Below are 22,213 nucleotides of genomic sequence, written 5' to 3'. Positions count from 1 at the left end.
CCGGGCGTGGGGCGTCCCGGGGCGGCAACGCCGTCCCCTACCTCGGGGGCAGCTCCGGCGGGAGGGCGAAGTGGGCGAAGAGCTCGGGGCCGAAGAAGGCGGTCACCCGGGCCACACCGTCCGAGGTGGGCACGACGTGCTGGAGCTGGAAGGCGCGGTGCACGCCGTCGTCCTCGCGCATGTAGAGGGCGAGGACGGGCTCGCCGTTCGCGGAGGTCGGCAGCATCCGCATGTCGCCGGCGCGCTGGGCGGGGCACCACCGGCTGATGAGCGTGCCCACCGCCCCCGCACCGCGGTACCACTCGGGGTAGGGCGGCATCTCCCACACGACGTCGGCGGCGAGGAGGTCGACGATCGCGGCGACGTCGTAGGCCTCGAAGGCCGCGACGTAGGCGCGCAGCAGGGCCCGGCGGCGCTCGTCGTCGGGCAGCCGCGGCGGCTCCTCCGGGTCGACGTCCGCGAGGCGGGCGCGCGCCCGCTGCAGGGTGGAGTTGACCCCGGCCACGGTGAGGTCCAGCGCCCCGGCGACCTCCCGCGCGCGCCACGCGAGCACGTCGCGCAGGAGGAGCACGGCGCGCTGCTGGGCGGTGAGGTGCTGGAGCGCGGCGACGAAGGCGAGCCGGACGCTGTCGCGGCTCACCGCCTGCGCGGCGGGGTCGGGCTGGCCCTGGGACCACAGGAGGTCGTCGGGCATCGGCTCGAGCCACGAGACGCCGGCCTCCGGCAGCGGCCGCTCGTGCGGGTCGGCGGCCGGCGCGCCCAGGCCGGTGGGCAGCGGGCGGCGCTTGCGGCCCTCGAGGTGGGTGAGGCAGGCGTTCGTCGCGATGCGGAACACCCAGGTCCGCAGTGAGGAGCGGTTCTCGAAGCCGTGGTAGGCCCGCCAGGCCCGCAGGTAGGTCTCCTGCACGAGGTCCTCGGCGTCGTGCACCGAGCCGGTCATCCGGTAGCAGTGCGCGAGGATCTCGCGGCGCAGCGGCTCGAGCAGCTCCGCGACGTCCCCCGCCGTGGCGGCGGGGCGCTGCGGCGGCGCGTCGGCGAGCGCCGTCGTCGGCTGCTCGGTCTGTGAGGCGGCCATCCCCCGACGGTAGAGCCCGCCGTCGGCGGCTGTCACCCCTCCGGGCCTTGTCCGACGGGTGCCGACGACGGTGCTCATGCGGCCGCCCGCTCGATCTCCGCGAGGTCGATCTTGACCATCTGCATCATCGCGGCGGCCACCCGGCCGGCGCGTGCGGGGTCGGGGTCGTTCATGAGCTCGAGCAGCCGGGTGGGCACGATCTGCCACGACAGCCCGTAGCGGTCGGCGAGCCAGCCGCACCTCGACTCCCGGCCCCCGCCCGCGAGCAGGCGCGACCAGTAGTGGTCGACCTCCGCCTGGTCCGCGCAGCCGACCATGATGGAGACCGCCTCGGTGAAGGGCCGTCCGGGGCCGCCGTTGAGGGCGACGAAGTCGCGCCCGTCGAGCCGGAAGGTGACCGACAGCGGCTGCCCGGTGAGCTCGAGGTTGTTCTCGTCCCAGCGCACGACCTCGAGGACCTCCGAGCGGGGGAAGACGGACACGTACAGCTCCGCGGCCTCCAGGGCCTCGGTGTCGAACCACAGGCAGGTACTCATCTCGGGCACGGGGTGCTCCTCTCTCCTCCCCGCTACCGACCGGCGACGACGGCGGAACTCATCGCCGGCGCCCGAGACGAGTTCCGGGGGCGGCCGGGGTCGGTCATGGGTGAGGCGGCACGGTGCCGCCCGCCGAGGAGGACACCGCCATGGACCGCATGATCTTCGTCAACCTGCCCGTTCGGGACCTCGCGGCGACGCGCCGCTTCTACACGGGCCTGGGCTTCGCGGTCGAGGAGACGTACTCCGACGAGCACTGCCTGTGCGTCGTCGTCTCCCCCACGATCTTCGTCATGGCGCTGGACCACAGCCGCTTCGCCGACTTCGTCACCACGCCCATCGCCGACCCCCGCGCGACCACCCAGCTCATCAGCTGCCTGTCGATGGAGACCCGCGAGGAGGCCGACGCCTTCGTCGCGGCGGCCCTCGCCCACGGCGGCGCCCGGCACACCTACCCGGTGCAGCCGACGGAGATGGCCGGCCCGGAGGGCGAGGAGATGTACGGCGCGGCCGTCACCGACCCCGACGGCCACATCTGGGAGGTGCTCTACATGGCTCCGGCGGCCGCCTGAGCGAGCTCGGCGCGACGCGCGCGCAGCGCGGCGACGTCCTCCTGCGACGCCGCCACGGAGGCGACGGTCAGGGCCATCGCCGTCCCGGCGTCGAGCATGGTGTCGTAGGCGGCGTCCTCGTCGGCGGCGCGGGCGAAGTCGGCGGTGTGGATGGGGGCCTCGGTGTTCGGCAGGCTGACCCACGGGTGGATCGAGGGGATGACGCGCGAGACGTTGCCCATGTCGGTGGACCCGCCGCGCGGTCCGCTGCCCGGGGTGGCGTCGTAGCCGATCGTCTCGAGTGCGCCCGCCCAGTGGCGGCACAGGACGTCGTCGTGGACGAGGGGCTCGTAGACCGGCTCGGTGGGCGCGATCTGGAGGGTCGCGCCGGTGGCGAGCGCCCCGGCCTCGAAGCAGCGGCGCACCCGCTCGAGCAGGCTCTCGTACTCGGGCATGGTGAAGGCGCGGCACTCGAAGTCGACGATGACGGTCTCGGGGATGATGTTCGTCGCGTCCCCGCCGTGCGCGACGACGGCGGCGACGCGGTGGTCGCCGGGGATCTGCTGGCGCAGCAGCCCGATCGCCACCTGCGCGACGACGGCGGCGTCGGCCGCGTTGATCCCGCGGTGCGGCGCGGCGGCCGCGTGGGAGCCGCGCCCGCTGAAGGTGGCACGGTAGCGGCCCACGGCCTGCGTCGTCGTGCCCTGCGGGTTGAAGCCGTGGCCGGCGGGCAGGGCATGAATCATGAGGGCGAGGTCGACGTCGTCGAGGACGCCGCGCTCGAGGAGCAGCACCTTCCCGCCCCCGTGCTCCTCGGCGGGGGTGCCGACGACGACGACGCGCAGCCCCAGCTCGGCCGCCACGGGCTGCAGGGCGAGCGCGGCGGCCACGCCGGCGCCCGCGATGAGGTTGTGCCCGCAGGCGTGGCCCACGTTCGGCAGGGCGTCGTACTCGACGCAGAGCGCGACGGTGAGCGGCCCCTGCCCCGTGGTGGCGGTGAAGGCGGTGGGCATCTCGGCCACCCCGTGCCTCACGGTGAAGCCCTCGCGGGAGAGGAGTGCGGTGATGGCCCCGGCCGCCCGGTGCTCGGTGAAGGCCTGCTCGGGCCACTCGTGGATCTCGCGGCTCAGGGAGACCACGGCCTCCGCGTGGCGGGTGACGGCCTGGGCGATCGCGGCGCGCGTGCCGCCGGACGTCGCGAGCTCTGCGCGATCCATCGGTCCTCCTGCTGACGTGGGTGCGCCAATCGTCCCACGGCCGGCGTCAGTGCCCGAAGGCCTCCGCCAGCCACCACGCGGGCTCGTCGGCGACGACCTTCGCGTCGATGAGCAGCGGCCGGTCCCGCGGCCCGTCGACCCAGGCGCGGACCGCCGCGAGGTCCTCGACCCCGCGCACCGTCACCGCCTCGAAGCCGTAGCCGGCGCCGACGGCGGCGATGTCCGTGGGCGGGAAGGTGACCGTCGCGTGGTCCTCACCGGTGAAGTGGTGGACCTCGGCGCCGTAGGCGTCGTCGTTGTAGACGACGACGACCATCGGCAGCCCCAGGCGGCGCACCGTGTCGAGCTCGGCGGCCCCCATGAGGGCCCCGCCGTCCCCGAGGGCCGCGACGGGCAGCCGGTCGGGGCGGGCGAGGGCGGCACCGATCGCCGTCGCCAGGCCCAGGCCGATGGACTGGAAGGCCTGGGTGAAACAGAAGCCCTCCTCGTCGGGGACCTCGAGGTACATCGCCGGGTAGCCCATGAAGTTGCCGGAGTCGACGGCGACGACGCGGTCGCACGGCAGGAGGTCGTCCAGCGCGGAGGTGAGGGTGCGCGGGTCGATCCGCTCGCCGTCGGAGGTGTCGGTGTACGGCACGTCGCGCCACCGCAGCCCGGTGTCGAGACGCTCGCGCAGCTCCTCGCTGCGGTAGCCCTCGCTGCGGTGGCTGCCGAGGAGCCGCTCGACCCCGCGGGCGGTGGCCGCGACGTCCCCGACGACGCCGAAGCTCAGCTCGCGGTGCATGCCCAACGCCTCGGGGGTGTCGTCGACCTGGACGACGGTGGCGCCCGGCCCGATGAGGCGCCCGTGGCGCATCGTCCACATGTTCAGCGCGCAGCCCCAGCCGACGACGAGGTCCGCGCCGGCGATGAGCTCGGCGGCGAGCGGGGAGGAGAAGCCGCCGGAGACGTCGAGGGACCACGGCTGGTCGTGGAAGAGCCCCTTGGCGACGGCGGAGGTCGCCAGCAGCGCGCCGGACGTGTCGGCGAGCGCGACGAGCGTGTCACGGGCCGGCCCGGAGCGGGCGCCGCGCCCGGCGACGAACACCGGCCGGCGCGCGGCCCGCACGGCGGCGGTGAGGCGCTCGAGGTCGCCCTGGGCGACGGCCCGGGCGGGCGGTGGGACGCTCGGCCCGGGCAGCGGGGTCTCCTCGACCTCCGCGTCCAGGACGACGAGCGGCAGGTTGAGCACGACGGTGCGGCGCTCGTGGCACGCCATGGCGACGGCGGCGGCCGTCTCCTCCGCGGCCGTGGCCGGGTCGGTGATGCGCAGCGGCACCGCGCCGACGGCGTAGGCGAGCGCCTCCTGGTCGACGTGGAAGTTCGAGGTGAGCGTGACGGCCTCGGGGGCGAGGACGACGAGCGGGGTGCGGGACTTGGCCGCCTCGGCGATGCCGGTGAGCGCGTTCGTCAGCCCGCAGCCCTGGTGGACGGTGAGCGCCGCGGGAGCCCCGGCCGTGCGCGCGTAGCCGTCGGCCATCGTCGCCGCCCCGCCCTCGTGCCGCGCCGCGACGAACCGGGCACCGGCGTCGATCATCGCGCCGGTCACGTGGAAGTTGCCCGAGCCGACGACGCCGAAGACGTGGTCGACCCCGCACGCCACGAGCGTCCGTCCGACGACCTCCGCTACGCGCACCACGGCTAGTGCTCGACGAGCGCGAGGACGCGCGTGGGAGACCCGGACCCGCCCTCGATCTTGAGCGGGGACGCGACGACCATCGCGCCGGTCACCGGCAGCCGGTCGAGGTTGCGCAGCTGGGACAGCCCGTACTTCCCGTTGCCGAGGAGGAAGTGGTGGCACGGGAAGAGCGGGTCGAAGCCGCCCGCCGCGCCGGCGTCCGTCCCGACGGTCTCCACCCCGATGCCCTGCAGCGGGCTCTCCTCCGCGACCCACCGCGCCGCCTCGACGGACATGCCGGGGCTGTGGGGGCCGTCGTCGGCGCGGTTGATCATGTCCTCCTGGCTCGTGCGCGCCGACCAGCCGGTGCGGCACAGCAGCCAGCCGCCCTCGGGCAGCGGGCCGTGCTCGGCGACGAGGGCGTCGATGTGCTCGCGCTCGATGAGGAAGTCGGGGTCGGCGGCCACCTGCGCGGTGACGTCGAGGACGACGGCGGGCGCGACGAGCGCCCCGACGGGCACCGAGGCGATGTCGGCGAGGTCCCGGCCGCTGGCCCAGTGGTTGGGGGCGTCGAAGTGGGTGCCGGTGTGCTCGCCGGTGCGGAAGTTGTTCCAGTACCAGGCCGGCCCGCGGTCGTCGTAGCGGGAGATCTCCTCGAGCTCGAAGCGCGCGGTCTGGCCGAACTGCTCGGGCAGCTCGAGGATCGGCGTCTGCGAGGTGAGGGGCGCGGTGAGGTCGACGACCTCCACCGCGCCGGTCCGCAGCGCGGCGAGCAGGTCGGTGAGGACGGGCATGGGAGGTCTCCTTCGACGGTCGGGCCGGGTCCACGGTGATCCTGGCACAGGACGCACGACGGTGAGTGCCCTGCCCGCGGACCGCCGTCCTGCCATCATCGAGGCATGACGGAGCGCAACGTCCTGGGCGGACCGCTCGAGGAGTGCGGGACGGACCCGGTGACCGGGTACTACCGGACGGGCAGCTGCGTGCCGAGCGCCGGCCACCCCGGCGGTCACAGCGTGTGCGTCGTCGTCAGCGCCGAGTTCCTCGAGCACCAGCGGCAGCTCGGCAACGACCTCGTCACCGCGCGCCCGGAGCTCGCCTTCCCCGGCCTCGAGCCCGGCATGCGCTGGTGCGTCATGGCCGCCCGCTGGCTGCAGTCCTACCGGGCCGGGACGGCGGCACCCGTCGTGCTCGCCGCGACGCACGAACGGGCCCTGGAGGTGGTCGACCGTCTCGCCCTGCTCAAGCACGCCGTCGACGTCCCCGACGACCCCGGTCCCCTCACCGGGGGCTGACCGCGGCCGGCCGTGCGTGGGGCCGCGCGGGTGCGGGGCGCGTAGGGTCGGGGCACCGGTACACCCACCTGGAGAACGAACGACGATGAGCGAGCAGACCCCAGCCTCCACCCCCGCCGCGAGCGGCACGCCGGGCGGCGTGCCCGTGCCGAAGCGGGTGCGCGTCCACCACCTCGCGCAGATGAAGGAGCGCGGTGAGCCGATCACCATGCTCACCGCCTACGACGCCGTCACCGGGCGGATCTTCGACGAGGCCGGCATCGACATGCTCCTCGTCGGGGACTCCATCGGGAACACCATGCTCGGCCTGCACGGGACGATCCCCGTGACGCTCGACGAGATGATCCCCGCCGCGCGCGCCGTCACCGGTGCCGCGCACCGCGCGATGGTCGTCGCCGACCTGCCCTTCGGCTCCTACGAGGCCTCCCCGCAGCACGCCTTCGCCTCGGCGGCGCGGATGCTCAAGGAGGGCGGGGTGCACGCCGTCAAGCTCGAGGGCGGGGAGCGGATCGCCGAGCACGTGCGCCTGCTGTCCCAGTCCGGGATCCCCGTCGTCGGCCACCTCGGCTTCACGCCGCAGTCGGAGAACAGCCTCGGCGGCGCGCGGGTCCAGGGCCGCGGCGACGAGGCCGCCGAGCGGCTCGTCCAGGACGCCGTCGCCCTCCAGGAGGCCGGCGCCGTCGCCGTCGTCCTCGAGATGGTGCCCGCCCCGGTGGCCGAGCGCGCCACCGAGGTGCTCCACATCCCCACGATCGGGATCGGCGCGGGACCGGGCTGCGACGGCCAGGTCCTCGTGTGGACCGACATGGCCGGCATGACGGCGTGGGCGCCGCGCTTCGCCCGCAAGTTCGGGGACGTCGGGGCGGCGCTGTACACCGCGACCCGCACCTACGCCGGGGCCGTGCGCGAGCGCACCTTCCCCGGCCCGGAGCACACCTTCGCCGAGTAGCGGCACGCCGACGGACGTGAGCTCCCCGGTTCCCCTCGGCGAGACCCGCTGCGAGGCGGGAGCTCGGAGGAGAACCGGGGAGCTCAGCGGGCGGCGACGCGCGGGGCGGCGCTACTCGTCGTCGTTCCAGGCCTTGTCGGCCTCGTCCCAGGCCTCGTTGCGGTTCGCGGCGTTCTCGTAGGCCTCCGCCGCCGCCTCGCGCGAGGGGTAGGGGCCCATGCGGTTGAGCGAGCCGGACACCTTGCCCTCCTCGATCTCCCCGGTGCGGGTGTTGAGGTAGTACTCACCGAGGTCGTGCGGCTTGGTCACCTTCTCGATGCGGTCCTCGCGGTCCTCCGCGGGCTCGTTGACACTGGCCATGGCGCCTCCTTCGTCGGGCCGTACGTAGACTCGTCCCATGCTTGCCGATCGCGCCCCGCTGGGCACCCTGACACCCGGAACGATCTCCCCGCGGCGGCCGGTCCCCACCTCCGTCGAGCACCCCGAGTACGTCGACCGGCCCGAGCCCGAGCCCTTCACGGGCAGCGAGGTCAACGACGCCGAGACCGTCGAGCGCATCCGCCGCACCGCCCGCCTCGCCGCCCAGGCGCTGGCGCACGTCGGTGCCGCCGTCCGCCCCGGCATCACCACCGACGAGCTCGACCTCATCGGTCACGAGTTCGCCCTCGAGCACGGCGCCTACCCCTCGTCCCTCGGCTACCGCGGCTTCCCCAAGGGTCTGTGCACCTCGGTCAACGAGGTCGTGTGCCACGGCATCCCCGACAGCACCGTGCTCAAGGACGGGGACATCGTCAACGTCGACATCACCCTCTTCCGCGAGGGCGTCCACGGCGACAACAGCGCGACCTTCCTCGTCGGCGACGTCGACGAGGAGTCCCGCCTGCTCGTCGAGCGCACCCGCAAGGCGATGGAGCGCGGCATCCGGGCCGTCAAGCCCGGCCGCGAGATCAACGTCATCGGCCGCGTCATCGAGGCCTATGCCAAGCGCTTCGACTACGGCGTGGTCCGGGAGTTCACCGGCCACGGCGTGGGCCGTGCCTTCCACTCCGGGCTCATCGTCCCGCACTACGACGCCGCTCCCGAGCACAACGAGGTCATGGAGCCGGGCATGGTCTTCACCATCGAGCCCATGCTCACCCTCGGCTCCCCCGAGTGGGACCTGTGGGACGACGGCTGGACCGCCGTCACCACCGACCGCGGCCGCACCGCCCAGTTCGAGCACATGGTCCTGGTGACGGACGACGGCGCCGAGATCCTCACCCTGCCGTAGTCCCGCTCCCCCTTCGCCTGGGACGCCCCTCCGGTCCCCTGGACGCACCTCCCGCCACCCTTCGGTGGACCGGATGTGCGTCCCAGACGGCGGGGCGGACGCCGGGCCGCCCTACCCGCTGCGGTAGCGCGAGGGCGGGACGCCGACGACGGCGGTGAAGGCCCGCGTGAGGTGCGCGTGGTCGGCGAAGCCCAGGGAGGCCGCGAGCGCCGCGAGGTCCTGCCCCTCCCCCGCGTCGAGAGCAGCGACGGCGTCCTGCAGCCGGTGGCGGCGCAGCACCCACAGCGGGGAAGCACCGACGTACCGGGCGAAGAGCCGCTGCAGCGTGCGGACCGACACGTGCAGCTCCGCGGCCACCGGCGCGAGCGTCACGTGCTCCCGGTGCCGCATGAGCGCCACCGCCTCGCGCACCGTGCGGTAGCCCTCGTCGGCGCGCACCGCGTCGAGCCGTGGCGCGAGCACCCCGGACAGGTGGCCGACGACGACGTCGCGGCGGGCGCCGTCGTCGTCCTCGCCGAGCACGTCGCGGGTGAGGGGGCCGACGACGTCGCCCAGCACCTCCCCCGCGGGCACGACCGCGTCGGTGAGGTCGCCGACGCCGCGCCCGAGCAGGGCGGCCAGCCCGCCGGGGTGGAACGCGATCCCGGCCACGCGGCCGGCAACGGGCAGGTCGACGGTGAACACCCGGGTGACGAGGCCGTGGACGAGCGCGGCGGGGACGGGCAGGCCGTGGAGCACGCCGCCCTCGGCGGCCTCGACCGTGAGGTGGGTGACCGGGTGGGACAGCACCTGCTGCCGGAACGGCACCCGCTCCGCGCGGCGCCACGTCACCCACCAGTAGTAGGCGGCGACCTCGTCGAGCGGCGCCGGCAGGGGCAGGCGGCCGGTGTCGAACACGTCCGTGCCCGCCGCCGGCCACAGCACGGCGCCGTCGCCACCCTGGCGCGGATCTTCAAGCCCCACGCGCAGCACTCTAGGGAGGCTGGGGGCATGAGCACACACCTCCCGGAGGGCTACACCTCCCTCAGCCCGCTCGTCGTCGTCTCCCCGGCGAACGAGGCGATCGACTTCTACCGCGCCGTCCTCGGCGCGCGGGTCGTCACCCGCATGGACGGGCCGGACGGCTCGGTGTGGCACTGCGAGCTCGACCTCGGCCACGGCCGGATGACGGTCATGGACCCCAACCCGCAGTTCCACGCCGTCGCCGGCGACCCCGGCAGCGACGACGCGAGCTTCTCCCTCGCCGTCTACGTCCCCGACGTCGACGCCGCGCTGGCCCTGGCCCGCGAGCGCGGGGCACGCGTGCGGGAGGAGGCGGCGGACTTCGCGGTGACCGGGGACCGCTTCGCCTCCGTCCAGGACCCCTACGGCGTGCGGTGGACGCTCATGACGCGCGTGGAGCACCGCACGGACGAGGAGGTCCAGCAGGGGCTGGACGCGTGGCGCGCCTCGCTCGACCAGCCGGCGTGACGGCCTGGCGGTAGGCTCCGAACCGCCTCCCGCCGTCGACCCCCGGAGCAGTCGAGATGCCCACGCCCAGCACGCCCACCGCCTTCGGCATCGACATCGGCGGGTCCGGGATCAAGGGCGCGCCCGTCGACCTCGCCGCCGGTGAGCTCATCGGCGACCGGGTGCGCATCCCCACGCCGGCCAAGTCGACACCCAAGGCCGTGGCCGCCGTCGTCGAGGAGCTCGTCGCCGGCTTCGACCTCGCCCCCGACGTGCCGATCGGCCTCACCTTCCCCGCCCCGATCAAGCACGGCGTCGTGCCGTTCATCGCCAACCTCCACCAGTCGTGGCAGGGCGTGGACGTGCCCGCGCTCATGAGCGAGGCGATCGGCCGCCGCGTCGTCGCCGTCAACGACGCCGACGCCGCCGGGTACGCCGAGGCCGTCTACGGCGCGGCCAAGGGGGTGGACGGCGTCGTCTTCGTCGCCACCCTCGGCACCGGGATCGGCTCGGTCCTCATCGTCGACGGCACCCTCGTGCCCAACACCGAGCTCGGGCACCTGGAGATCGACGGGCACGACGCCGAGAGCCGGGCCGCCGACTCCGCCCGCGAGCGCGAGGACCTGTCGTGGGCGAAGTGGGCCAAGCGCCTGCAACGCTACTTCGAGACGATCGAGATGCTCTTCTCCCCCGACCTCATCGTCGTCGGGGGCGGCGTGAGCAAGAAGTCCGACCAGTTCCTCCCCCTGCTCGAGCTCCAGGCGCCGATCGTGCCGGCCGCGCTGCGCAACCAGGCCGGGATCGTCGGCGCCGCCGCTCTCGCGGCCGCGAACCACCGCTGACGTGCTCGAGCAGGTCTCCGCGCGCGTCTGGGTCACCACCTCCCCCACCTGGCTCACCACCTCGAGCGTCGTCGTGGCCGACGACGGCGCGTGCCTCCTCGTCGACCCCGCCCTCACCCCCGCGGACCTCGTCTCGCTCCAGGGCGAGCTCACCGGGCGCGGCTGGCACGTGGCCGCCGCCTTCTCCACCCACCCGCACTGGGACCACGTGCTGTGGTCCGAGGCGCTGCCGGACGTGCCGCGCTGGGCCACGCCCGGGGCCGCCGTCGCGAGCACGGACGAGGAGCTCGCTGCGCAGGCGGCCCGCGACCTGCCCGGCCACCGGTGGGACGTCGTCGGCGGGACGACGCCCCTGCCGCCGGACACGACCGAGCTGCCGTGGACGGGCCTGCGCGCCGCCGTCGTCGCGACTCCCGGTCACGCGCCGGGGCACGCGAGCCTCCACCTGCCCGGCGAGGGCGTGCTCGTGGCCGGGGACATGCTCTCCGACGTCGAGGTGCCGCTCCTCGACGACGACGACGACGCGGTGGACGCCTACCGCCGGTCCCTCCAGCGGCTCGCGGACGTCGTGGCCAGCTGCGACGTCGTCGTGCCGGGGCACGGGCGGGTGGCCGACGGCGCGGAGGCGAGCCGGCGCATCGACGCCGACCACCGCTACCTCGACGACCTCACGGCCGGCGTCGACCCGCTCGACGCGCGGCTGGGCGAGCCGCGGGTGCGCGCCGAGCACGTGGCGCAGGCGGCGCGGCTGGGCGCGGAGAGGCGCTAGCCGGTCGCGACCGCCAGGACGAGGGCGAGCGCGAGCAGGACGGTGTGGACCCCGCTGAGGAGCATGCCCACGGTCGCCAGCCACGAGGACGTCCGCTGCTGGCGCAGCGCGTAGACGCCCGCCACCAGCCCGAGGGGGCCGAGCCCGAAGATGCCGAGGAACAGCGCGGCCATGGTCCACCCGCCCCCGCCGGCGCCGACCATGTCCTTCTCGTCGTCGGTGAGGTACGCCGTATCCCCGGCGCGGACGGCCGCGGCCGCCACGTCGTAGGGCAGCTTGCCCGCCTTCTCGTCCGGACGCTCAGGCACCGGCCGCCTCCGTCACCGTCACGAGCTCCCCGCTCTCGTCCTCGACCCAGATGTCGTGGGCCAGCTCGTCCAGGGTCTCGATCATCGCGACGGCTTCTCCGGGGTTGAGGGTGGCCATGGTGAGCAGGACGCTCACCCACTCGACGTCCCACCGGTAGACGACGGTGACGAGGAGGTCCGCGGTGCTCTCGTGCGCCAGTCCGGCGACGATGCTGCGGGTGCCCCGGCCGAGGTGCTCGGCCTCGACGGTGTCCTCGGCGGTGTCCAGCGGCGAGCCCGGCAGCGCCGCGCCGAGCTCGGCCGTCGGCAGCGCGCGCAGCCGCACCTTCTGCATCGGGGCCCCGTCGGGGGGCAGGTAGAGGTACGCGGTGCCGTCCGCGGTCCGCTGCTCGCTGAGGGCGAGGTCGAGGAGGAGCCGCTCGAGCAGCTCGGCGGAGTCGGCGCCCCGCTCGACGGCGACGGTGCGGGCCCACTCCTCGGGGGTGGCGGCGTCGTCGTCGGGGTAGCGCGAGGGCACCCGCACCCACAGCTCGGGGTCGGGGTCGACGCCCAGGACGAGCGTGCGCATCAGCCCACCCACCGGAAGGTCGAGACGAGGGCGTCGACGAGCTCGGTGACGGCGTCCGCCACGGCGGCGCCCCCCTCCGCCGTCGACTCCAGGACGGTGGCGGAGACGACGGCGTAGCGGCTGCGGTCGTCGGGGTCGGCGAGGAAGTGGACGATCTGCCGGGCGGCGGCCTGCGTCTCCGCGAAGGACTCGCCGAGCGGGGCGGACGCCTGGCGCTCCTCGGTCCGCACGGCCGGCTTGCCGCCGACGTCGACGACCTGGGCGCCCGGGCGCCTGGCGGCGACGGCGAGGAGGAGGTCCATGGGGTCCGCGTCGGACCCCACCGGCGGCAGGCTGACGACGACGGAGGCGGGCACGCTGATGCCGTGGACCTGCTCGGTGGGCAGGTAGAGCTCGACGCCGGACTGGGCGCGCGCCGCCTGCACCTGCTCGCTGAGCAGCTGGTGGAGACGGCGGCGCACGTCGACGGCGCGCCGGTCGTCCAGGCCGGCCACCGCACGGTCGACGACGGCGCGGACGGCGGCGACGGAGCCGGTCCCGAGGGGGATGCGTGACCATCCGGGCGGGAGCACGAGGGTGAAGCGGCCCTGCTGGGCGGTGGCGGTCATCGTCCGTCCCGCCCCACGCGGCGGGCGTCCTTCGCGGCGGCACGGCGCTCGGCGGCCCGTTCCCGTCCCTCCGCGCGGCGCCGCTCACGCTCGCGCTCGCCCTGGCGGCTGAAGACGGCGCGGTGCAGCGCCGCGAGGGCGGTGAGCAGCGCGGTGGCCGCCCACAGGAGCACGGCCGGCAGGGATGCGCCGTAGACGTCGTCCCAGAACGGCGCGGTGCTCACGGGCGCGACGTTGGCCGAGACGTGGTGGGTGAGCACCCCGAGCACCACCGAGCCCCAGAACGCGAGGATCGGCGGCACGTGGTCCTCACCGCTCGGGACCCCGCCGGTGACGGCCTGGCGCCAGGCACCCACGGCCGAGTGGACCCCGAGCGCGGCGCCCCACACGGCCAGGGCGCAGCTCGCGACGATGCCGCCCCACACGACGAGGTAGAGGTAGAAGGAGACGAAGCGGGTGGTGAGGTCCCCCGCCGTGAGGTCCGCGAAGGTCTCCGCGAGCCCACCGCGCGGCAGCCACGCGGAGCCGGCGTGCACGGGCAGCGACACCCAGACGAAGACCGCGACGACGAGCACGCCCACCACCTGGAACTGGCGGGTGGGCGTGGCGAGCAGCCGGCGCAGGGCGCGGGTCACCGGCGGCTCGTCACGTCGTCCTGGAGCGGCTGGTCGCTGATGAGCGAGTCGAGCTGCCCGCCCACCCAGTCCGCGCCGGGGCGCGGGAAGCCGGAGAGGTCCGCCCCGATGAGGGTGTGGGCCGTCGCGGCGTTGGCGAGGGTGCCGTTGACGGTGGCCATCTGCGACATGCCGGCCGCCGCCTGACCGCCTCCCATGCCGGGGGCGCGCATCGCGTTGTAGTAGGACATCTGGTAGGCGTCGCCGCCTCCCGCGCGCAGGACGTTCCAGCCGTTCTGGGAGATGTTGTGCCGCGCGGCGCTCATCATCGAGGACGGCTGGAGGACGCTCCACGAGGGCCGGGACGTCATCTGCGCGTACTCGGCCGCCTGCGCCTGGCGTCCCGCCGCCATGCGCTGGCTGCGCTGGCGGTTGCGTGCCCGCCCGCCGGGACGGTGGCGCCCGTGGGGCATCGTCCGGCCGCGCGGGACAGCCGGTCCCGCGAGCACGTTGGAGCGGCTGCTGCTCACCTGGGCGGCGCGGGCGGCGGCCCGGCCGCGCATGGCGACACCGACGAGCTTGCCGGCCCCGAGGGTGGCGAGCCCGACGACGTCCCACGCGAAGTCCTCCCAGCCCTTGTTGCCGTTCTCGGCGAGGGCGAAGTTGATCGCGGCCGCTCCCAGCCCGATGCCGAGACCGACGAGGATGTTGACGCCGGGGATGAACATGGCGACCACCGCGAGCGCAGCACCCGCGATGGCGAGCCCCTTGGCGATCCCGTCGAGGAGCTCGGCGTTCTTGTTGAGGAACTGGCGCCAGCCGCTGTCGTCCAGGCCGTTGGCCTCCAGCGCCTCGTCGATGAGCGCCATCGCGCTCTCGGCGGCGGTGTCGCGGTTCCCGATCGCCGTGTTGAGCTTGGTGACGGCGTCGTCCAGGGCCTGCTGCGCCCCGGCGCGGGCCGTGTAGGCGTCGCTGAGCGTCTCGTTGGCGCGGTCCATGTCGTCCGGCTCGGTGTACGCGAGGCTCTGCTCGGCGTTGAAGACGTCGGTCTCCGCGGTCATGAGCGCCGTGCGGGCCGCCGTCGCCTCCTCCAGGGCCTCACGGGCGAGGCTCTGCGCCGACCGCAGGGGCTCGACGTACCCGGACAGTGCGTCCGCGGCGCCGGAGTAGCGGTCGTGGACGAGCTCGATCTGCCCGGCCACCTCCAGCGCACGCTCGCGGAAGGCGTCGACGGCGAGGCTCACCTGGCCCTCGGAGTCGGCGATGCTGCGCAGGTTCTTGGCGGCCTCGGAGATGGTCGTCGCGACGTCGGCCATCGCGGCCGCCCCGTCCTCGACGAGGTCGGGAGATCCCGGGACCGGGTTCTCGTACCAGCCGAGCGGGCTCCAGTCGGTCACGGTGCCACCACCGGACCGGCCGTGGTCTCCACGTCGACGGTGATCGCCCGGGCGAGCTCGGCGTCCCACTCCTCGAAGGCGATGCCCACGCCCTCGGAGACGTCCCCGAGCGTGCCGATGGTCTCGAGCATGTCCTGGCGGCGGCTCTGCCAGTTGTCGGCGAAGTTCCGCACGCGCTTGGCCAGGCCGCCGTGGCCGACGTGGTCGGCGAGCGCGTGGGCGTCGTCCTTCGCGTAGGTGAAGGTCTCGACGACGTTGCGAAGCTGTGCACCGGCCTCCTTGAGAAGCTCGGTGTCTACCTGTACGTCGGGCATGTCCTGCCAATCCTCGAGTCGGGACGGCTCGCGCCGTCGGGACGTGCTGCGACATTTCTACCGCACCCGGGCGCGCCGGGACGGTTCTCCCCATGGGGAGAACTCCCCCTAGTAGCCGCGCAGCCGGGTGAGGTCGCGCCGCTCGCGCTTGGTGGGTCGGCCGGCGCCGCGCTCACGGACCGGGACGGCCGCCTGCTCGACCTTCGGCGGGGGCGGCGGGGTCTCGTCGATCATCGCCTGGGCGGCGACCGGAGCGCCGACGCGCTTGCGCAGCGGCCGCTGGACGACGACGGTGCGCTCCAGCGGCCCGCCGGTCACGACCACCCGGGTGCCGACGCCGACGAGCGTCGCGGGCTTGGCACGGTCACCGTCGACGCGGACGTGCCCGCCGCGGCAGGCGGCCTGGGCCTGGCTGCGGGTCTTGAAGATCCGCACCGCCCACAACCAGCTGTCCACGCGCACGGAGTCCTCGGCCATGGACCGATGCTACGCGGGCCCGGCGCCGGCTACATGGCCCGGGCGACGCTGCGGCGCAGCGCCCAGGCGCCGAGCACGATGAGGACCACGGCCATCGCCGCGAGCACGCCGAGCTGGGGCGCGATGTCGGCCAGGCCGCCGTCGTGGCGCTGGATCTCGGCGAAGGCCTCGTAGCCCCAGGCGTGCGGGGTGGCGTGGGCGACGGTGCGCAGGGTGTCGGGCATGAGCTCGAGGGGGAACATGCACCCGCCGAGCGCGGCGAGGACGAGCCCCAGTCCTACGGACACCCCGTTGGCCGCGCCCTCGTGGTCCATGAGGGAGCCGAGCACCATGGCCGCGCCCGTGGCCACGAGCCCGAAGACGAGGACGATGAGCAGCGCCAGGCCGACGTCCCCGAAGTCGACGCCGAAGATGAGGACGCTGGCGACCATGATGTACAGGCCCTGGAAGCTCGCGATGACCCACCGGCCGAGGACCTGGCCGAGGATCGCCTGCGCGCCGGACACCGGCGCGGCGAGCACCCGCCCCTGGACGCCGAGGCGGCGGGACTGGATGAGGGTGACCGCGCTGCCGAGCGTGGAGAGGAAGACGAAGAGCAGCACCATCGTCGCGGCGCCGAGGTCGAACTGGCCCAGGCCGCCGAGCTCCTGGGCGATCTCGTCGACGTCGACGGCGCGCAGCTCCACCGGGGCCACCGCCTCCCGTGCCTCGGCGAGCGCGGCGTCCGCCTCGGCCGCGGGGACGCCGGCGTCGGCCAGAGCGGTGAGCTGGGCGCGGTCCAGCGACAGGGTCTGCAGGGCGGTGCGCACGAGCTGGGCGGCCGCCGGGGAGCCGGCGTCGGAGGAGGAGATGAGCTCGACCTCGGCGGGGGCGCCGGCCGCGAAGGCCTCCTCGGCGTCGGCGTCGACGAGCAGGCCGATGTCCACCCGGCCGCGGGCGACGAGCTCGCGCATCTCCTCGGGGTCGGTCGCGGTCACCGTGCCGCCGGCGTCGGTGAGCTCGGCCGTGAGCGCGGTGCTCAGCTCGCCGCCGCTGCCGGTGAGGGCCACCCGGCCCGAGGGTCCGCCGCCGCCGAACTGCAGCCCGATGACGACGACGAGGAGCAGCGGGAAGATGAGCGCGAAGAAGATGTTCGAGCGGTCCCGTGCGAAGCGGCGCAGCTCGGTGCCGGCGATCGCCAGCGGCGCCCTCATGACGTCACCCCGCGGTCGGGCACGAGCCGCGAGAGCAGCGCGAGCACGGCGGCGAAGGCGAGCATCATGCCCACCGGCCCGGCGACGTCGGCCAGTCCCCCGCCGCCGGCCGTGATGCCGAGCGCGCGGGTGAAGGCGGAGACCGGGTTGAGGTCGAGGAGCGTGGCGGCCAGCCCGCCCGCCGCGATGGGGAAGAACGCACCGCCGGCCATCCCGAGGACGACGGCGAGGATCGCCTGCGCGACCCCGGCCTGCTCGGCGGTGCGCGCCACCCGGGCGACGACGAACATGAGCGAGGTGGCCGCCGCGACGACGCTGAGGACGAGGACGAGGACGACCGGCTCGGAGCCGAAGTCCACCTCGAACAGCAGCGTCCCGGCCGTGAGGAGGACGAGGGTGGAGGCGACCCCGAGGACGTAGCTCGACAGCGCCTTGGCCCCGACGATGAGGCCCGGGCGGATCGGCATCGACCGCAGCCGCGCGAGTGTCCCCTGCTCACGCTCGTTGACGAGGGCGAGCACGCCGAAGCCCACGGTGAACAGGAGGAACAGGCCGGCCTGCCCGGCCACGGTGGTGGCGGCCGGGTCCAGCTGCTCCGTCGCCGTCGTGCCCTCGACGGTCGTGACGGCGGGGGGCGCCTGGGCCACCTGCCGGCCCACCTCGCCCACCGCCTCGTCGGGGAGCCCGACGGCGGCGCCGGCATGCGTGGCGACGGTCCCGGCGGTCATCTGCTCGGTGACGCCGCGGACGACGAGGAGCAGGACGTCGGTCTCCAGCCCCGCGCCGTCGCCCTCGACGAGCTCGACCGTGACCGGCTCACCCGCCGTGACGGCCTCCCCGAAGCCCTCGGGCACGACGATCCCGAGCGCCGCGTCACCGGACTCGGCGAGCGGACGCACGTCGTCGGCGGCGACGGGCTCGACGGTCACCTCGAAGTCCTCGATCTCCTCGAGCGTGGCGAGGAGGGTGGCGGCGAGCTCGTCCTCGGCGGGGACGGCGGCCGCGACGGTGACGGCCCCGAGCTCGGGGGCGTCGCTGCCGGAGAAGACGAGGTTCATGACGAACATGAGGGCCACCGGCACGAGCACGCCCATGATGAGGACCGAGCGGTCGCGCACGCGCTGGCGCAGGTCGCTGGCGGCCATGGTGAGGAGCGGTCGCATGTCAGTCCCGCAGTGCCTTGCCGGTGAGGTGGAGGAAGACCGACTCGAGGTCGGGGCGCGTGATCTCGACGTCCGACAGCTCCATCCCGCTGCGGCCGGCGGTCGTGACGACCCCGGCCACCGCCGTCGGGGCCTCGCGCAGGTGGAGGACCAGGGCGCGTCCCTCGGCGACGACGCTCTCGACGGCGGGCAGCTCACGCAGCGCGGTGGCCGCGGCGGCGGCGTCCCCGGTGCCGACGAGACGGATCTCGTCGAGCTCACCGATGATCCGGATGAGCTCCTGGCGGGTGCCCTCGGCCTGGATGCGACCGGCGTCGATGATGCCGATGCGGTCGCAGAGGCGCTCGGCCTCCTCCATGTAGTGGGTCGTGTAGAGGACGGCCATGCCCTCGGTCGACAGCGCCTCGACGGACTCGAGGATCGCGTTGCGGGACTGCGGGTCCACGCCCACGGTGGGCTCGTCGAGGATGAGGAGCTCGGGGCTGTGGAGCAGTCCGATGCCGATGTTGAGCCGGCGCTTCATCCCGCCGGAGAACTCCTTCGTCTGGTCCTTGGCGCGGTCGGTGAGGCCGATGAGGTCGAGCACCTCGGCGGTGCGGCGCTTGCGGGCCGCGCCGCCCAGGCCGTGGAGGCGCCCGAAGAACTGGAGGTTCTCCCGGGCCGTGAGCTCGGGGTAGATCGCGAGGTCCTGGGGGACGAGGCCGAGGTAGCGCTTGGGCTCCACCTCCCGCGGCCCCATGCGGCGCCCGCCCACGGTCACCTCGCCGTCGTCGGCCGCGAGGAGGCCGGCGACCATCGAGATCGTCGTCGTCTTGCCGGCGCCGTTGGGGCCGAGCAGCCCGTAGGTCTCCCCCGGCGCGATCCGGAAGGAGACGCCGTCGACGGCGGTGAGGTCACCGAAGCGGCGGACGAGACCGGTGACCTCGAGGACCGGGGAGCCCGTGCGCGGCTCGGCGGGGCGGTGGGCGACGTCGCTCGTCACGTGAGCTCCTGCCGGTGGGGGGTCGGTGCGGCTCATCGTGACACAGCGCGGGACGCCCACGCGGACGTATCCCGCACCGCGCCGGCCGTCGGCGTCGAGGTGGGCCGGCTGCAGGCCGCCGTCGTGAACCGGCCCCTGCGGCGCGCTCGCAGCACTACTGTGCCGATGAGGCGCCGCCGGCGCCCCGACGACAGGGGGAGCACGTGCCACGACACCGCCTGGTGGCCCTGGGGGCGCTCGCCGTCCTCGCTGTCAGCGCCTGTGACGGCGCGGAGCCGGCGGCAGTCGCCCCGGAGCGGAGCGCGGCGCCGGCCGCGTCGGGCTTCTCCGGGCCGGACGGGTCCCCGCTGTCAGTCACCGAGCTGAGCCTCCCGGCGCCGCAGGACGCCCCCGAGGCCGGTGTCGAGGTCGTCCGCACCCTGTCCTACCGCGAGGGCGAGGACCCGACCGTCACGCCCAGCGCCGTCTCCCCGTCCGGGGAGGTGCTCGTCTCGACCTTCGCCCCCGGCTCCTTCGACGCCGGCGCGCTCGAGCTGCTCGCCACGACGCCGGTGCACCTGTGGACCGAGGACGGGCTGGACCCCCTGGGGAGCACGGAGGATCTCGTCGCCGGCGACGCGCACCGGCAGGTGGTGAGCGGGACCTTCGCCGGGGAGTCCCCGGCGTGGCACGAGACCACGGGCGTGCAGGTCGGCACGACCGACTGGCGCGTGTTCGCGAGCGCGGGCGGTGCCCCGGTGCTCCTGGCCCGCTCGGAGCAGGTGGTCCCCGACACGGAGCGGGCCGGTCTCGCGGGCCACCCGCGCCTCACCGCGTCCGGGGACCGTGTCGGCTGGGAGACGGTGCAGGCGCGGGAGGACGGCACCCTGCGCACCCGGCTCGTGTCCGTGCCGGTGTCCGGCGGGGAGCTGCGGGTCGAGGCGGAGCTCGCGACGATGCCCGCCGGCGTCGCCGACGGCTGGGTCACGCTGCGCCTGGAGGACAGGGACGTCGTCGGCGTGGACGAGGACGGCGACGCGCAGGAGCCTGCCGCCGGGACGAGCATCGACCACGTCACGCCGGGCGGCGACGCTCGGACCCTCGTGGAGCTCGACGGCGCCCCGGTCCTCGAGCTCGCCGCCGGCGGCGGGGAGGTCGTCGCCTGGACGGACGAGGCGGACGTCTTCGTCGGCACGACCGAGGGGCCGGAGGTCCAGCGCCTCCTCGCGGTGCCTGGGACGAGCGTCGTGCCCTGGTCGCTCGCGGTGTGCGCCGAGCGCGTCGTGTGGGCGGCCTCCCCCGCCGACGGGCCGTCCACGACCTACGTCTTCGACCCCGCGACCGGAGAGGTGAGCGCGCTGCCCACGGTCCCCGGGGACGGGACCACCGTCTGCGGCGGGCCCTTCCTCGCGTGGACGCAGCTGGACGACGACGCTGGCGAGCACGTGGTGACGCTCGCCCGGTTCACCGCGCCGGCCGGTGCGCGCTGAGGTCGTGCGAGGCCTGTGCCACCGGGCGGCGAAAACCGCTGGGTGGCTGGCCACCGTGGCTGTACCGTCCCGGCGATGAGCACCTTGCCGCCGGCCGGCGACCGGCCCTCCGACGCCCTGGCGGGCGCTGACGTCGGCGTCGATCCCGAGGACGCCCTGCTCGCCAACCGGGCCAACTGGGACGACCGCGCCGACATCCACGCCGCCTCCGCGATGTACGACCTTCCCGGCTTCGTCGCCGACCCGCAGCGGATCAGCGACGTCGCCCGCGACGACCTCGCCATCCTCGGGCCGCACCTGCCGGGCGGCACGGTGCGCGGCCTGGACGTCGTGCACCTCCAGTGCCACGTCGGCACGGACACGCTGTCGCTCGCCCGGCTCGGAGCCCGGGTCACCGGCGTCGACCTGTCCCCGCGCAGCCTGGAGATCGCGCGCGACCTGGCCGACCGCTGCGGGCTGGAGGCCACCTTCGTCGAGGCGGACGCCCAGCACGCGGCCGACGCCGTCACGGCCGACTTCGACGTCGTCTACACGAGCATCGGCGTGCTCACGTGGCTGCGCGACCTCACGGCGTGGGCGAGCAGCGTCGCCCGGCTGCTGCGCCCGGGCGGCACGTTCTTCGTCCGGGACGGGCACCCGATGCTCTACACGCTCGACGACGCACGCGACGACCTCCTCGAGGTGCGCTACCGCTACTTCCCCACCGGGCTGGCGCAGGTGTGGGACGAGGAGACGTCCTACACCGGTGACGACCGCGCGATCGCCCACCCGCGCACCTACGAGTACCCGCACTCCCTCAGCGAGGTCATCGAGGCGCTGCTGGGTGCGGGCCTGTGCCTCACGAGCTTCGGGGAGCAGCAGACGTGCCCGTGGCTCGGGCACCCGCTCATGGAGCCGGTCGGGCCGGACTGGGCCTTCCCCGAACCGGTGCGGCAGAAGGTGCCCACCACCTACAGCATCACCGCCGTCAAGGACGCCTGAGCCGGCGGAGCACCGCTGTGGTCGCCTCGTAGAGCGCGGGCACGGCGAGCCCGAAGGCGATGTGCCCGACCAGCCCTCTCAGGTGCGACGCGAGCGGGTAGTCCTGAGGCGGCGCCGCGGAGCCCACGAGCGGGTTGGCGACCTCGTCGACGACGACGGAGACGGACAGGCCCAGGGTGAGCCCCGCCGCCACCGGCCGCAGCCCGAGCCGACGGCGCAGGAGGACGTAGCCGGGGACGAGGACCGTCCCCATGGCGTAGTGGAAGGCGAGGCCGAGCCGCTCCGCCGCCCCCTGGCTGAGCCGTCTGCCGACGAGGCCCGCAGCCTGCTGCACGAGCGCCGCGTAGGCGACGTCGCTGCTCGCCTCCTCCTCCCGTCGCCTCGACTCCGCGGACTGCCGTGACTGGAAGGCGGTCGTCGTCCGGTTCATCACCCAGGAGGCGCCCACGCCGGCGACCACGGTCGCTGCGGCGTCCTGGACGAGGTCCGTGCGCATGTCTCCTCCCCGGTCCAGGCGGTGCTCGTGGTC

The 22,213-nt window shown here is 74.7% G+C and carries 27 protein-coding genes; 9 read left to right on the top strand and 18 right to left on the bottom strand.

Features of this window, described 5'->3' with window-relative positions:
* Positions 1-37: 37 nt before the first annotated feature.
* Both H9624_RS01235 and H9624_RS01230 read right to left on the bottom strand, forming a co-directional pair.
* Complete coding sequence (locus tag H9624_RS01235) at positions 38-1,075, bottom strand: sigma-70 family RNA polymerase sigma factor (RefSeq protein WP_251838088.1); 1,038 nt, start codon at positions 1,073-1,075, stop codon at positions 38-40.
* A 74-nt stretch (positions 1,076-1,149) separates the two neighbouring features.
* Positions 1,150-1,611: a VOC family protein gene (locus tag H9624_RS01230; protein ID WP_286010728.1), complete on the bottom strand. Its 462-nt coding sequence runs from the start codon at positions 1,609-1,611 to the stop codon at positions 1,150-1,152.
* 149 nt (positions 1,612-1,760) lie between these two features.
* On the opposite strand from H9624_RS01230, the gene H9624_RS01225 reads away from it, so the two are divergent.
* Entirely contained in the window at positions 1,761-2,183 is a 423-nt protein-coding gene (locus H9624_RS01225) for a VOC family protein (RefSeq protein ID WP_251838086.1), read from the top strand.
* Here the strand turns inward: H9624_RS01225 and H9624_RS01220 are convergent.
* From H9624_RS01220 to H9624_RS01210, 3 genes are read right to left on the bottom strand one after another with little or no spacing between them, the layout of a single operon-like run.
* Positions 2,159-3,379 carry a M20 family metallopeptidase gene (locus H9624_RS01220; RefSeq protein ID WP_251838085.1) on the bottom strand — a complete coding sequence of 407 codons (1,221 nt, stop codon included), beginning with the start codon at positions 3,377-3,379 and terminating at the stop codon, positions 2,159-2,161. The genes H9624_RS01225 and H9624_RS01220 overlap by 25 nt on opposite strands.
* Before the next feature lie 46 nt (positions 3,380-3,425).
* A complete protein-coding gene (locus H9624_RS01215) occupies positions 3,426-5,054 on the bottom strand; it encodes a thiamine pyrophosphate-binding protein (RefSeq protein ID WP_251838966.1) in 1,629 nt (542 codons plus the stop codon).
* A 5-nt stretch (positions 5,055-5,059) separates the two neighbouring features.
* Positions 5,060-5,830, bottom strand: coding sequence for a cyclase family protein (locus H9624_RS01210; RefSeq protein WP_251838084.1), 771 nt, complete (start codon positions 5,828-5,830; stop codon positions 5,060-5,062).
* Positions 5,831-5,935: 105 nt separating this feature from the next.
* Between H9624_RS01210 and H9624_RS01205 the strand changes: the two genes are divergently transcribed.
* On the top strand, positions 5,936-6,331 hold the full coding sequence (locus tag H9624_RS01205) for a DUF2237 family protein (protein WP_251838083.1): 396 nt from the start codon (positions 5,936-5,938) through the stop codon (positions 6,329-6,331).
* An 85-nt stretch (positions 6,332-6,416) separates the two neighbouring features.
* Positions 6,417-7,280, top strand: coding sequence for a 3-methyl-2-oxobutanoate hydroxymethyltransferase (panB, locus tag H9624_RS01200; protein ID WP_286010651.1), 864 nt, complete (start codon positions 6,417-6,419; stop codon positions 7,278-7,280).
* A 111-nt stretch (positions 7,281-7,391) separates the two neighbouring features.
* Here the strand turns inward: panB and H9624_RS01195 are convergent, their stop codons facing one another.
* On the bottom strand, positions 7,392-7,640 hold the full coding sequence (locus tag H9624_RS01195) for an SPOR domain-containing protein (RefSeq protein ID WP_251838082.1): 249 nt from the start codon (positions 7,638-7,640) through the stop codon (positions 7,392-7,394).
* Between the two features lie 37 nt (positions 7,641-7,677).
* On the opposite strand from H9624_RS01195, the gene map reads away from it, so the two are divergent.
* Positions 7,678-8,550: a type I methionyl aminopeptidase gene (gene map / locus H9624_RS01190; RefSeq protein WP_251838081.1), complete on the top strand. Its 873-nt coding sequence runs from the start codon at positions 7,678-7,680 to the stop codon at positions 8,548-8,550.
* A gap of 111 nt (positions 8,551-8,661) precedes the next feature.
* Here the strand turns inward: map and H9624_RS16765 are convergent, their stop codons facing one another.
* Positions 8,662-9,513 carry an AraC family transcriptional regulator gene (locus H9624_RS16765; RefSeq protein WP_251838080.1) on the bottom strand — a complete coding sequence of 284 codons (852 nt, stop codon included), beginning with the start codon at positions 9,511-9,513 and terminating at the stop codon, positions 8,662-8,664.
* A gap of 27 nt (positions 9,514-9,540) precedes the next feature.
* Between H9624_RS16765 and H9624_RS01180 the strand changes: the two genes are divergently transcribed.
* Genes H9624_RS01180 through H9624_RS01170 form a run of 3 tightly spaced genes read left to right on the top strand, consistent with a single transcriptional unit; the run spans position 9,541 to position 11,610 of the window.
* The gene (locus tag H9624_RS01180) at positions 9,541-10,020 is read left to right on the top strand and encodes a VOC family protein (protein ID WP_251838079.1); all 480 of its coding nucleotides are present in this window, start codon (positions 9,541-9,543) and stop codon (positions 10,018-10,020) included.
* 56 nt (positions 10,021-10,076) lie between these two features.
* The gene (gene ppgK / locus H9624_RS01175; RefSeq protein ID WP_251838078.1) at positions 10,077-10,841 is read left to right on the top strand and encodes a polyphosphate--glucose phosphotransferase; all 765 of its coding nucleotides are present in this window, start codon (positions 10,077-10,079) and stop codon (positions 10,839-10,841) included.
* A gap of 1 nt (position 10,842) precedes the next feature.
* Positions 10,843-11,610: an MBL fold metallo-hydrolase gene (locus tag H9624_RS01170; RefSeq protein WP_251838077.1), complete on the top strand. Its 768-nt coding sequence runs from the start codon at positions 10,843-10,845 to the stop codon at positions 11,608-11,610.
* Here the strand turns inward: H9624_RS01170 and H9624_RS01165 are convergent.
* From H9624_RS01165 to H9624_RS01120, 10 genes are all read right to left on the bottom strand, one after another.
* Positions 11,607-11,918 carry a hypothetical protein gene (locus tag H9624_RS01165; RefSeq protein WP_251838076.1) on the bottom strand — a complete coding sequence of 104 codons (312 nt, stop codon included), beginning with the start codon at positions 11,916-11,918 and terminating at the stop codon, positions 11,607-11,609. The two genes, H9624_RS01170 and H9624_RS01165, sit on opposite strands and share 4 nt — an antisense overlap.
* Positions 11,911-12,486 carry a hypothetical protein gene (locus tag H9624_RS01160; RefSeq protein ID WP_251838075.1) on the bottom strand — a complete coding sequence of 192 codons (576 nt, stop codon included), beginning with the start codon at positions 12,484-12,486 and terminating at the stop codon, positions 11,911-11,913. The genes H9624_RS01165 and H9624_RS01160 overlap by 8 nt, the downstream gene beginning before the upstream one ends.
* On the bottom strand, positions 12,486-13,094 hold the full coding sequence (locus H9624_RS01155; protein WP_251838074.1) for a hypothetical protein: 609 nt from the start codon (positions 13,092-13,094) through the stop codon (positions 12,486-12,488). The genes H9624_RS01160 and H9624_RS01155 overlap by 1 nt, the downstream gene beginning before the upstream one ends.
* A complete protein-coding gene (locus tag H9624_RS01150) occupies positions 13,091-13,729 on the bottom strand; it encodes a hypothetical protein (protein WP_251838073.1) in 639 nt (212 codons plus the stop codon). The genes H9624_RS01155 and H9624_RS01150 overlap by 4 nt, the downstream gene beginning before the upstream one ends.
* Entirely contained in the window at positions 13,726-15,105 is a 1,380-nt protein-coding gene (locus H9624_RS01145) for a putative T7SS-secreted protein (protein ID WP_251838072.1), read from the bottom strand. The genes H9624_RS01150 and H9624_RS01145 overlap by 4 nt, the downstream gene beginning before the upstream one ends.
* Positions 15,102-15,419: a hypothetical protein gene (locus H9624_RS01140; protein ID WP_251838071.1), complete on the bottom strand. Its 318-nt coding sequence runs from the start codon at positions 15,417-15,419 to the stop codon at positions 15,102-15,104. The genes H9624_RS01145 and H9624_RS01140 overlap by 4 nt, the downstream gene beginning before the upstream one ends.
* 108 nt (positions 15,420-15,527) lie before the next feature.
* A complete protein-coding gene (locus tag H9624_RS01135; protein WP_251838070.1) occupies positions 15,528-15,896 on the bottom strand; it encodes an RNA-binding S4 domain-containing protein in 369 nt (122 codons plus the stop codon).
* A gap of 29 nt (positions 15,897-15,925) precedes the next feature.
* A complete protein-coding gene (locus H9624_RS01130) occupies positions 15,926-17,089 on the bottom strand; it encodes an ABC transporter permease (RefSeq protein WP_251838069.1) in 1,164 nt (387 codons plus the stop codon).
* Positions 17,086-18,252, bottom strand: coding sequence for an ABC transporter permease (locus H9624_RS01125; RefSeq protein WP_251838068.1), 1,167 nt, complete (start codon positions 18,250-18,252; stop codon positions 17,086-17,088). Before H9624_RS01125 ends, H9624_RS01130 begins: the two co-directional genes overlap by 4 nt.
* Before the next feature lies 1 nt (position 18,253).
* Complete coding sequence (locus H9624_RS01120; RefSeq protein ID WP_251838067.1) at positions 18,254-19,234, bottom strand: ABC transporter ATP-binding protein; 981 nt, start codon at positions 19,232-19,234, stop codon at positions 18,254-18,256.
* A 203-nt stretch (positions 19,235-19,437) separates the two neighbouring features.
* Here H9624_RS01120 and H9624_RS01115 point away from each other — a divergent pair, with 203 nt between their 5' ends.
* Positions 19,438-20,703, top strand: a complete 1,266-nt coding sequence (locus tag H9624_RS01115) for a hypothetical protein (RefSeq protein WP_251838066.1) — start codon at positions 19,438-19,440, stop codon at positions 20,701-20,703.
* Between the two features lie 75 nt (positions 20,704-20,778).
* On the top strand, positions 20,779-21,684 hold the full coding sequence (locus H9624_RS01110; RefSeq protein WP_251838065.1) for a class I SAM-dependent methyltransferase: 906 nt from the start codon (positions 20,779-20,781) through the stop codon (positions 21,682-21,684).
* On the opposite strand, the gene H9624_RS01105 is transcribed toward H9624_RS01110, so the two are convergent.
* Entirely contained in the window at positions 21,671-22,180 is a 510-nt protein-coding gene (locus tag H9624_RS01105; RefSeq protein WP_251838064.1) for a DUF1440 domain-containing protein, read from the bottom strand. The two genes, H9624_RS01110 and H9624_RS01105, sit on opposite strands and share 14 nt — an antisense overlap.
* Positions 22,181-22,213 lie beyond the last annotated feature (33 nt).

The organism is Oceanitalea stevensii, from assembly GCF_014837105.1.
Lineage (GTDB): Bacteria > Actinomycetota > Actinomycetes > Actinomycetales > Actinomycetaceae > Oceanitalea > Oceanitalea stevensii.
The sequence above is the reverse complement of the archived record's forward strand: the minus strand, read 5'-3'. Positions and strand labels throughout refer to the sequence as shown.

Coding starts and splice junctions, on each gene's coding strand:
- H9624_RS01155 (WP_251838074.1), bottom strand. CDS start 13,094: ATGACCGCCACCGCCCAGCAGGGCCGCTTCACCCTCGTGCTCCCGCCC.
- H9624_RS01235 (WP_251838088.1), bottom strand. CDS start 1,075: ATGGCCGCCTCACAGACCGAGCAGCCGACGACGGCGCTCGCCGACGCG.
- H9624_RS01230 (WP_286010728.1), bottom strand. CDS start 1,611: ATGAGTACCTGCCTGTGGTTCGACACCGAGGCCCTGGAGGCCGCGGAG.
- H9624_RS01180 (WP_251838079.1), top strand. CDS start 9,541: ATGAGCACACACCTCCCGGAGGGCTACACCTCCCTCAGCCCGCTCGTC.
- H9624_RS01135 (WP_251838070.1), bottom strand. CDS start 15,896: ATGGCCGAGGACTCCGTGCGCGTGGACAGCTGGTTGTGGGCGGTGCGG.
- H9624_RS01205 (WP_251838083.1), top strand. CDS start 5,936: ATGACGGAGCGCAACGTCCTGGGCGGACCGCTCGAGGAGTGCGGGACG.
- H9624_RS01125 (WP_251838068.1), bottom strand. CDS start 18,252: ATGCGACCGCTCCTCACCATGGCCGCCAGCGACCTGCGCCAGCGCGTG.
- H9624_RS01130 (WP_251838069.1), bottom strand. CDS start 17,089: ATGAGGGCGCCGCTGGCGATCGCCGGCACCGAGCTGCGCCGCTTCGCA.
- H9624_RS01105 (WP_251838064.1), bottom strand. CDS start 22,180: ATGCGCACGGACCTCGTCCAGGACGCCGCAGCGACCGTGGTCGCCGGC.
- H9624_RS01210 (WP_251838084.1), bottom strand. CDS start 5,830: ATGCCCGTCCTCACCGACCTGCTCGCCGCGCTGCGGACCGGCGCGGTG.
- H9624_RS01220 (WP_251838085.1), bottom strand. CDS start 3,379: ATGGATCGCGCAGAGCTCGCGACGTCCGGCGGCACGCGCGCCGCGATC.
- H9624_RS01195 (WP_251838082.1), bottom strand. CDS start 7,640: ATGGCCAGTGTCAACGAGCCCGCGGAGGACCGCGAGGACCGCATCGAG.
- ppgK (WP_251838078.1), top strand. CDS start 10,077: ATGCCCACGCCCAGCACGCCCACCGCCTTCGGCATCGACATCGGCGGG.
- map (WP_251838081.1), top strand. CDS start 7,678: ATGCTTGCCGATCGCGCCCCGCTGGGCACCCTGACACCCGGAACGATC.
- H9624_RS01140 (WP_251838071.1), bottom strand. CDS start 15,419: ATGCCCGACGTACAGGTAGACACCGAGCTTCTCAAGGAGGCCGGTGCA.
- H9624_RS01225 (WP_251838086.1), top strand. CDS start 1,761: ATGGACCGCATGATCTTCGTCAACCTGCCCGTTCGGGACCTCGCGGCG.
- H9624_RS01160 (WP_251838075.1), bottom strand. CDS start 12,486: ATGCGCACGCTCGTCCTGGGCGTCGACCCCGACCCCGAGCTGTGGGTG.
- panB (WP_286010651.1), top strand. CDS start 6,417: ATGAGCGAGCAGACCCCAGCCTCCACCCCCGCCGCGAGCGGCACGCCG.
- H9624_RS01110 (WP_251838065.1), top strand. CDS start 20,779: ATGAGCACCTTGCCGCCGGCCGGCGACCGGCCCTCCGACGCCCTGGCG.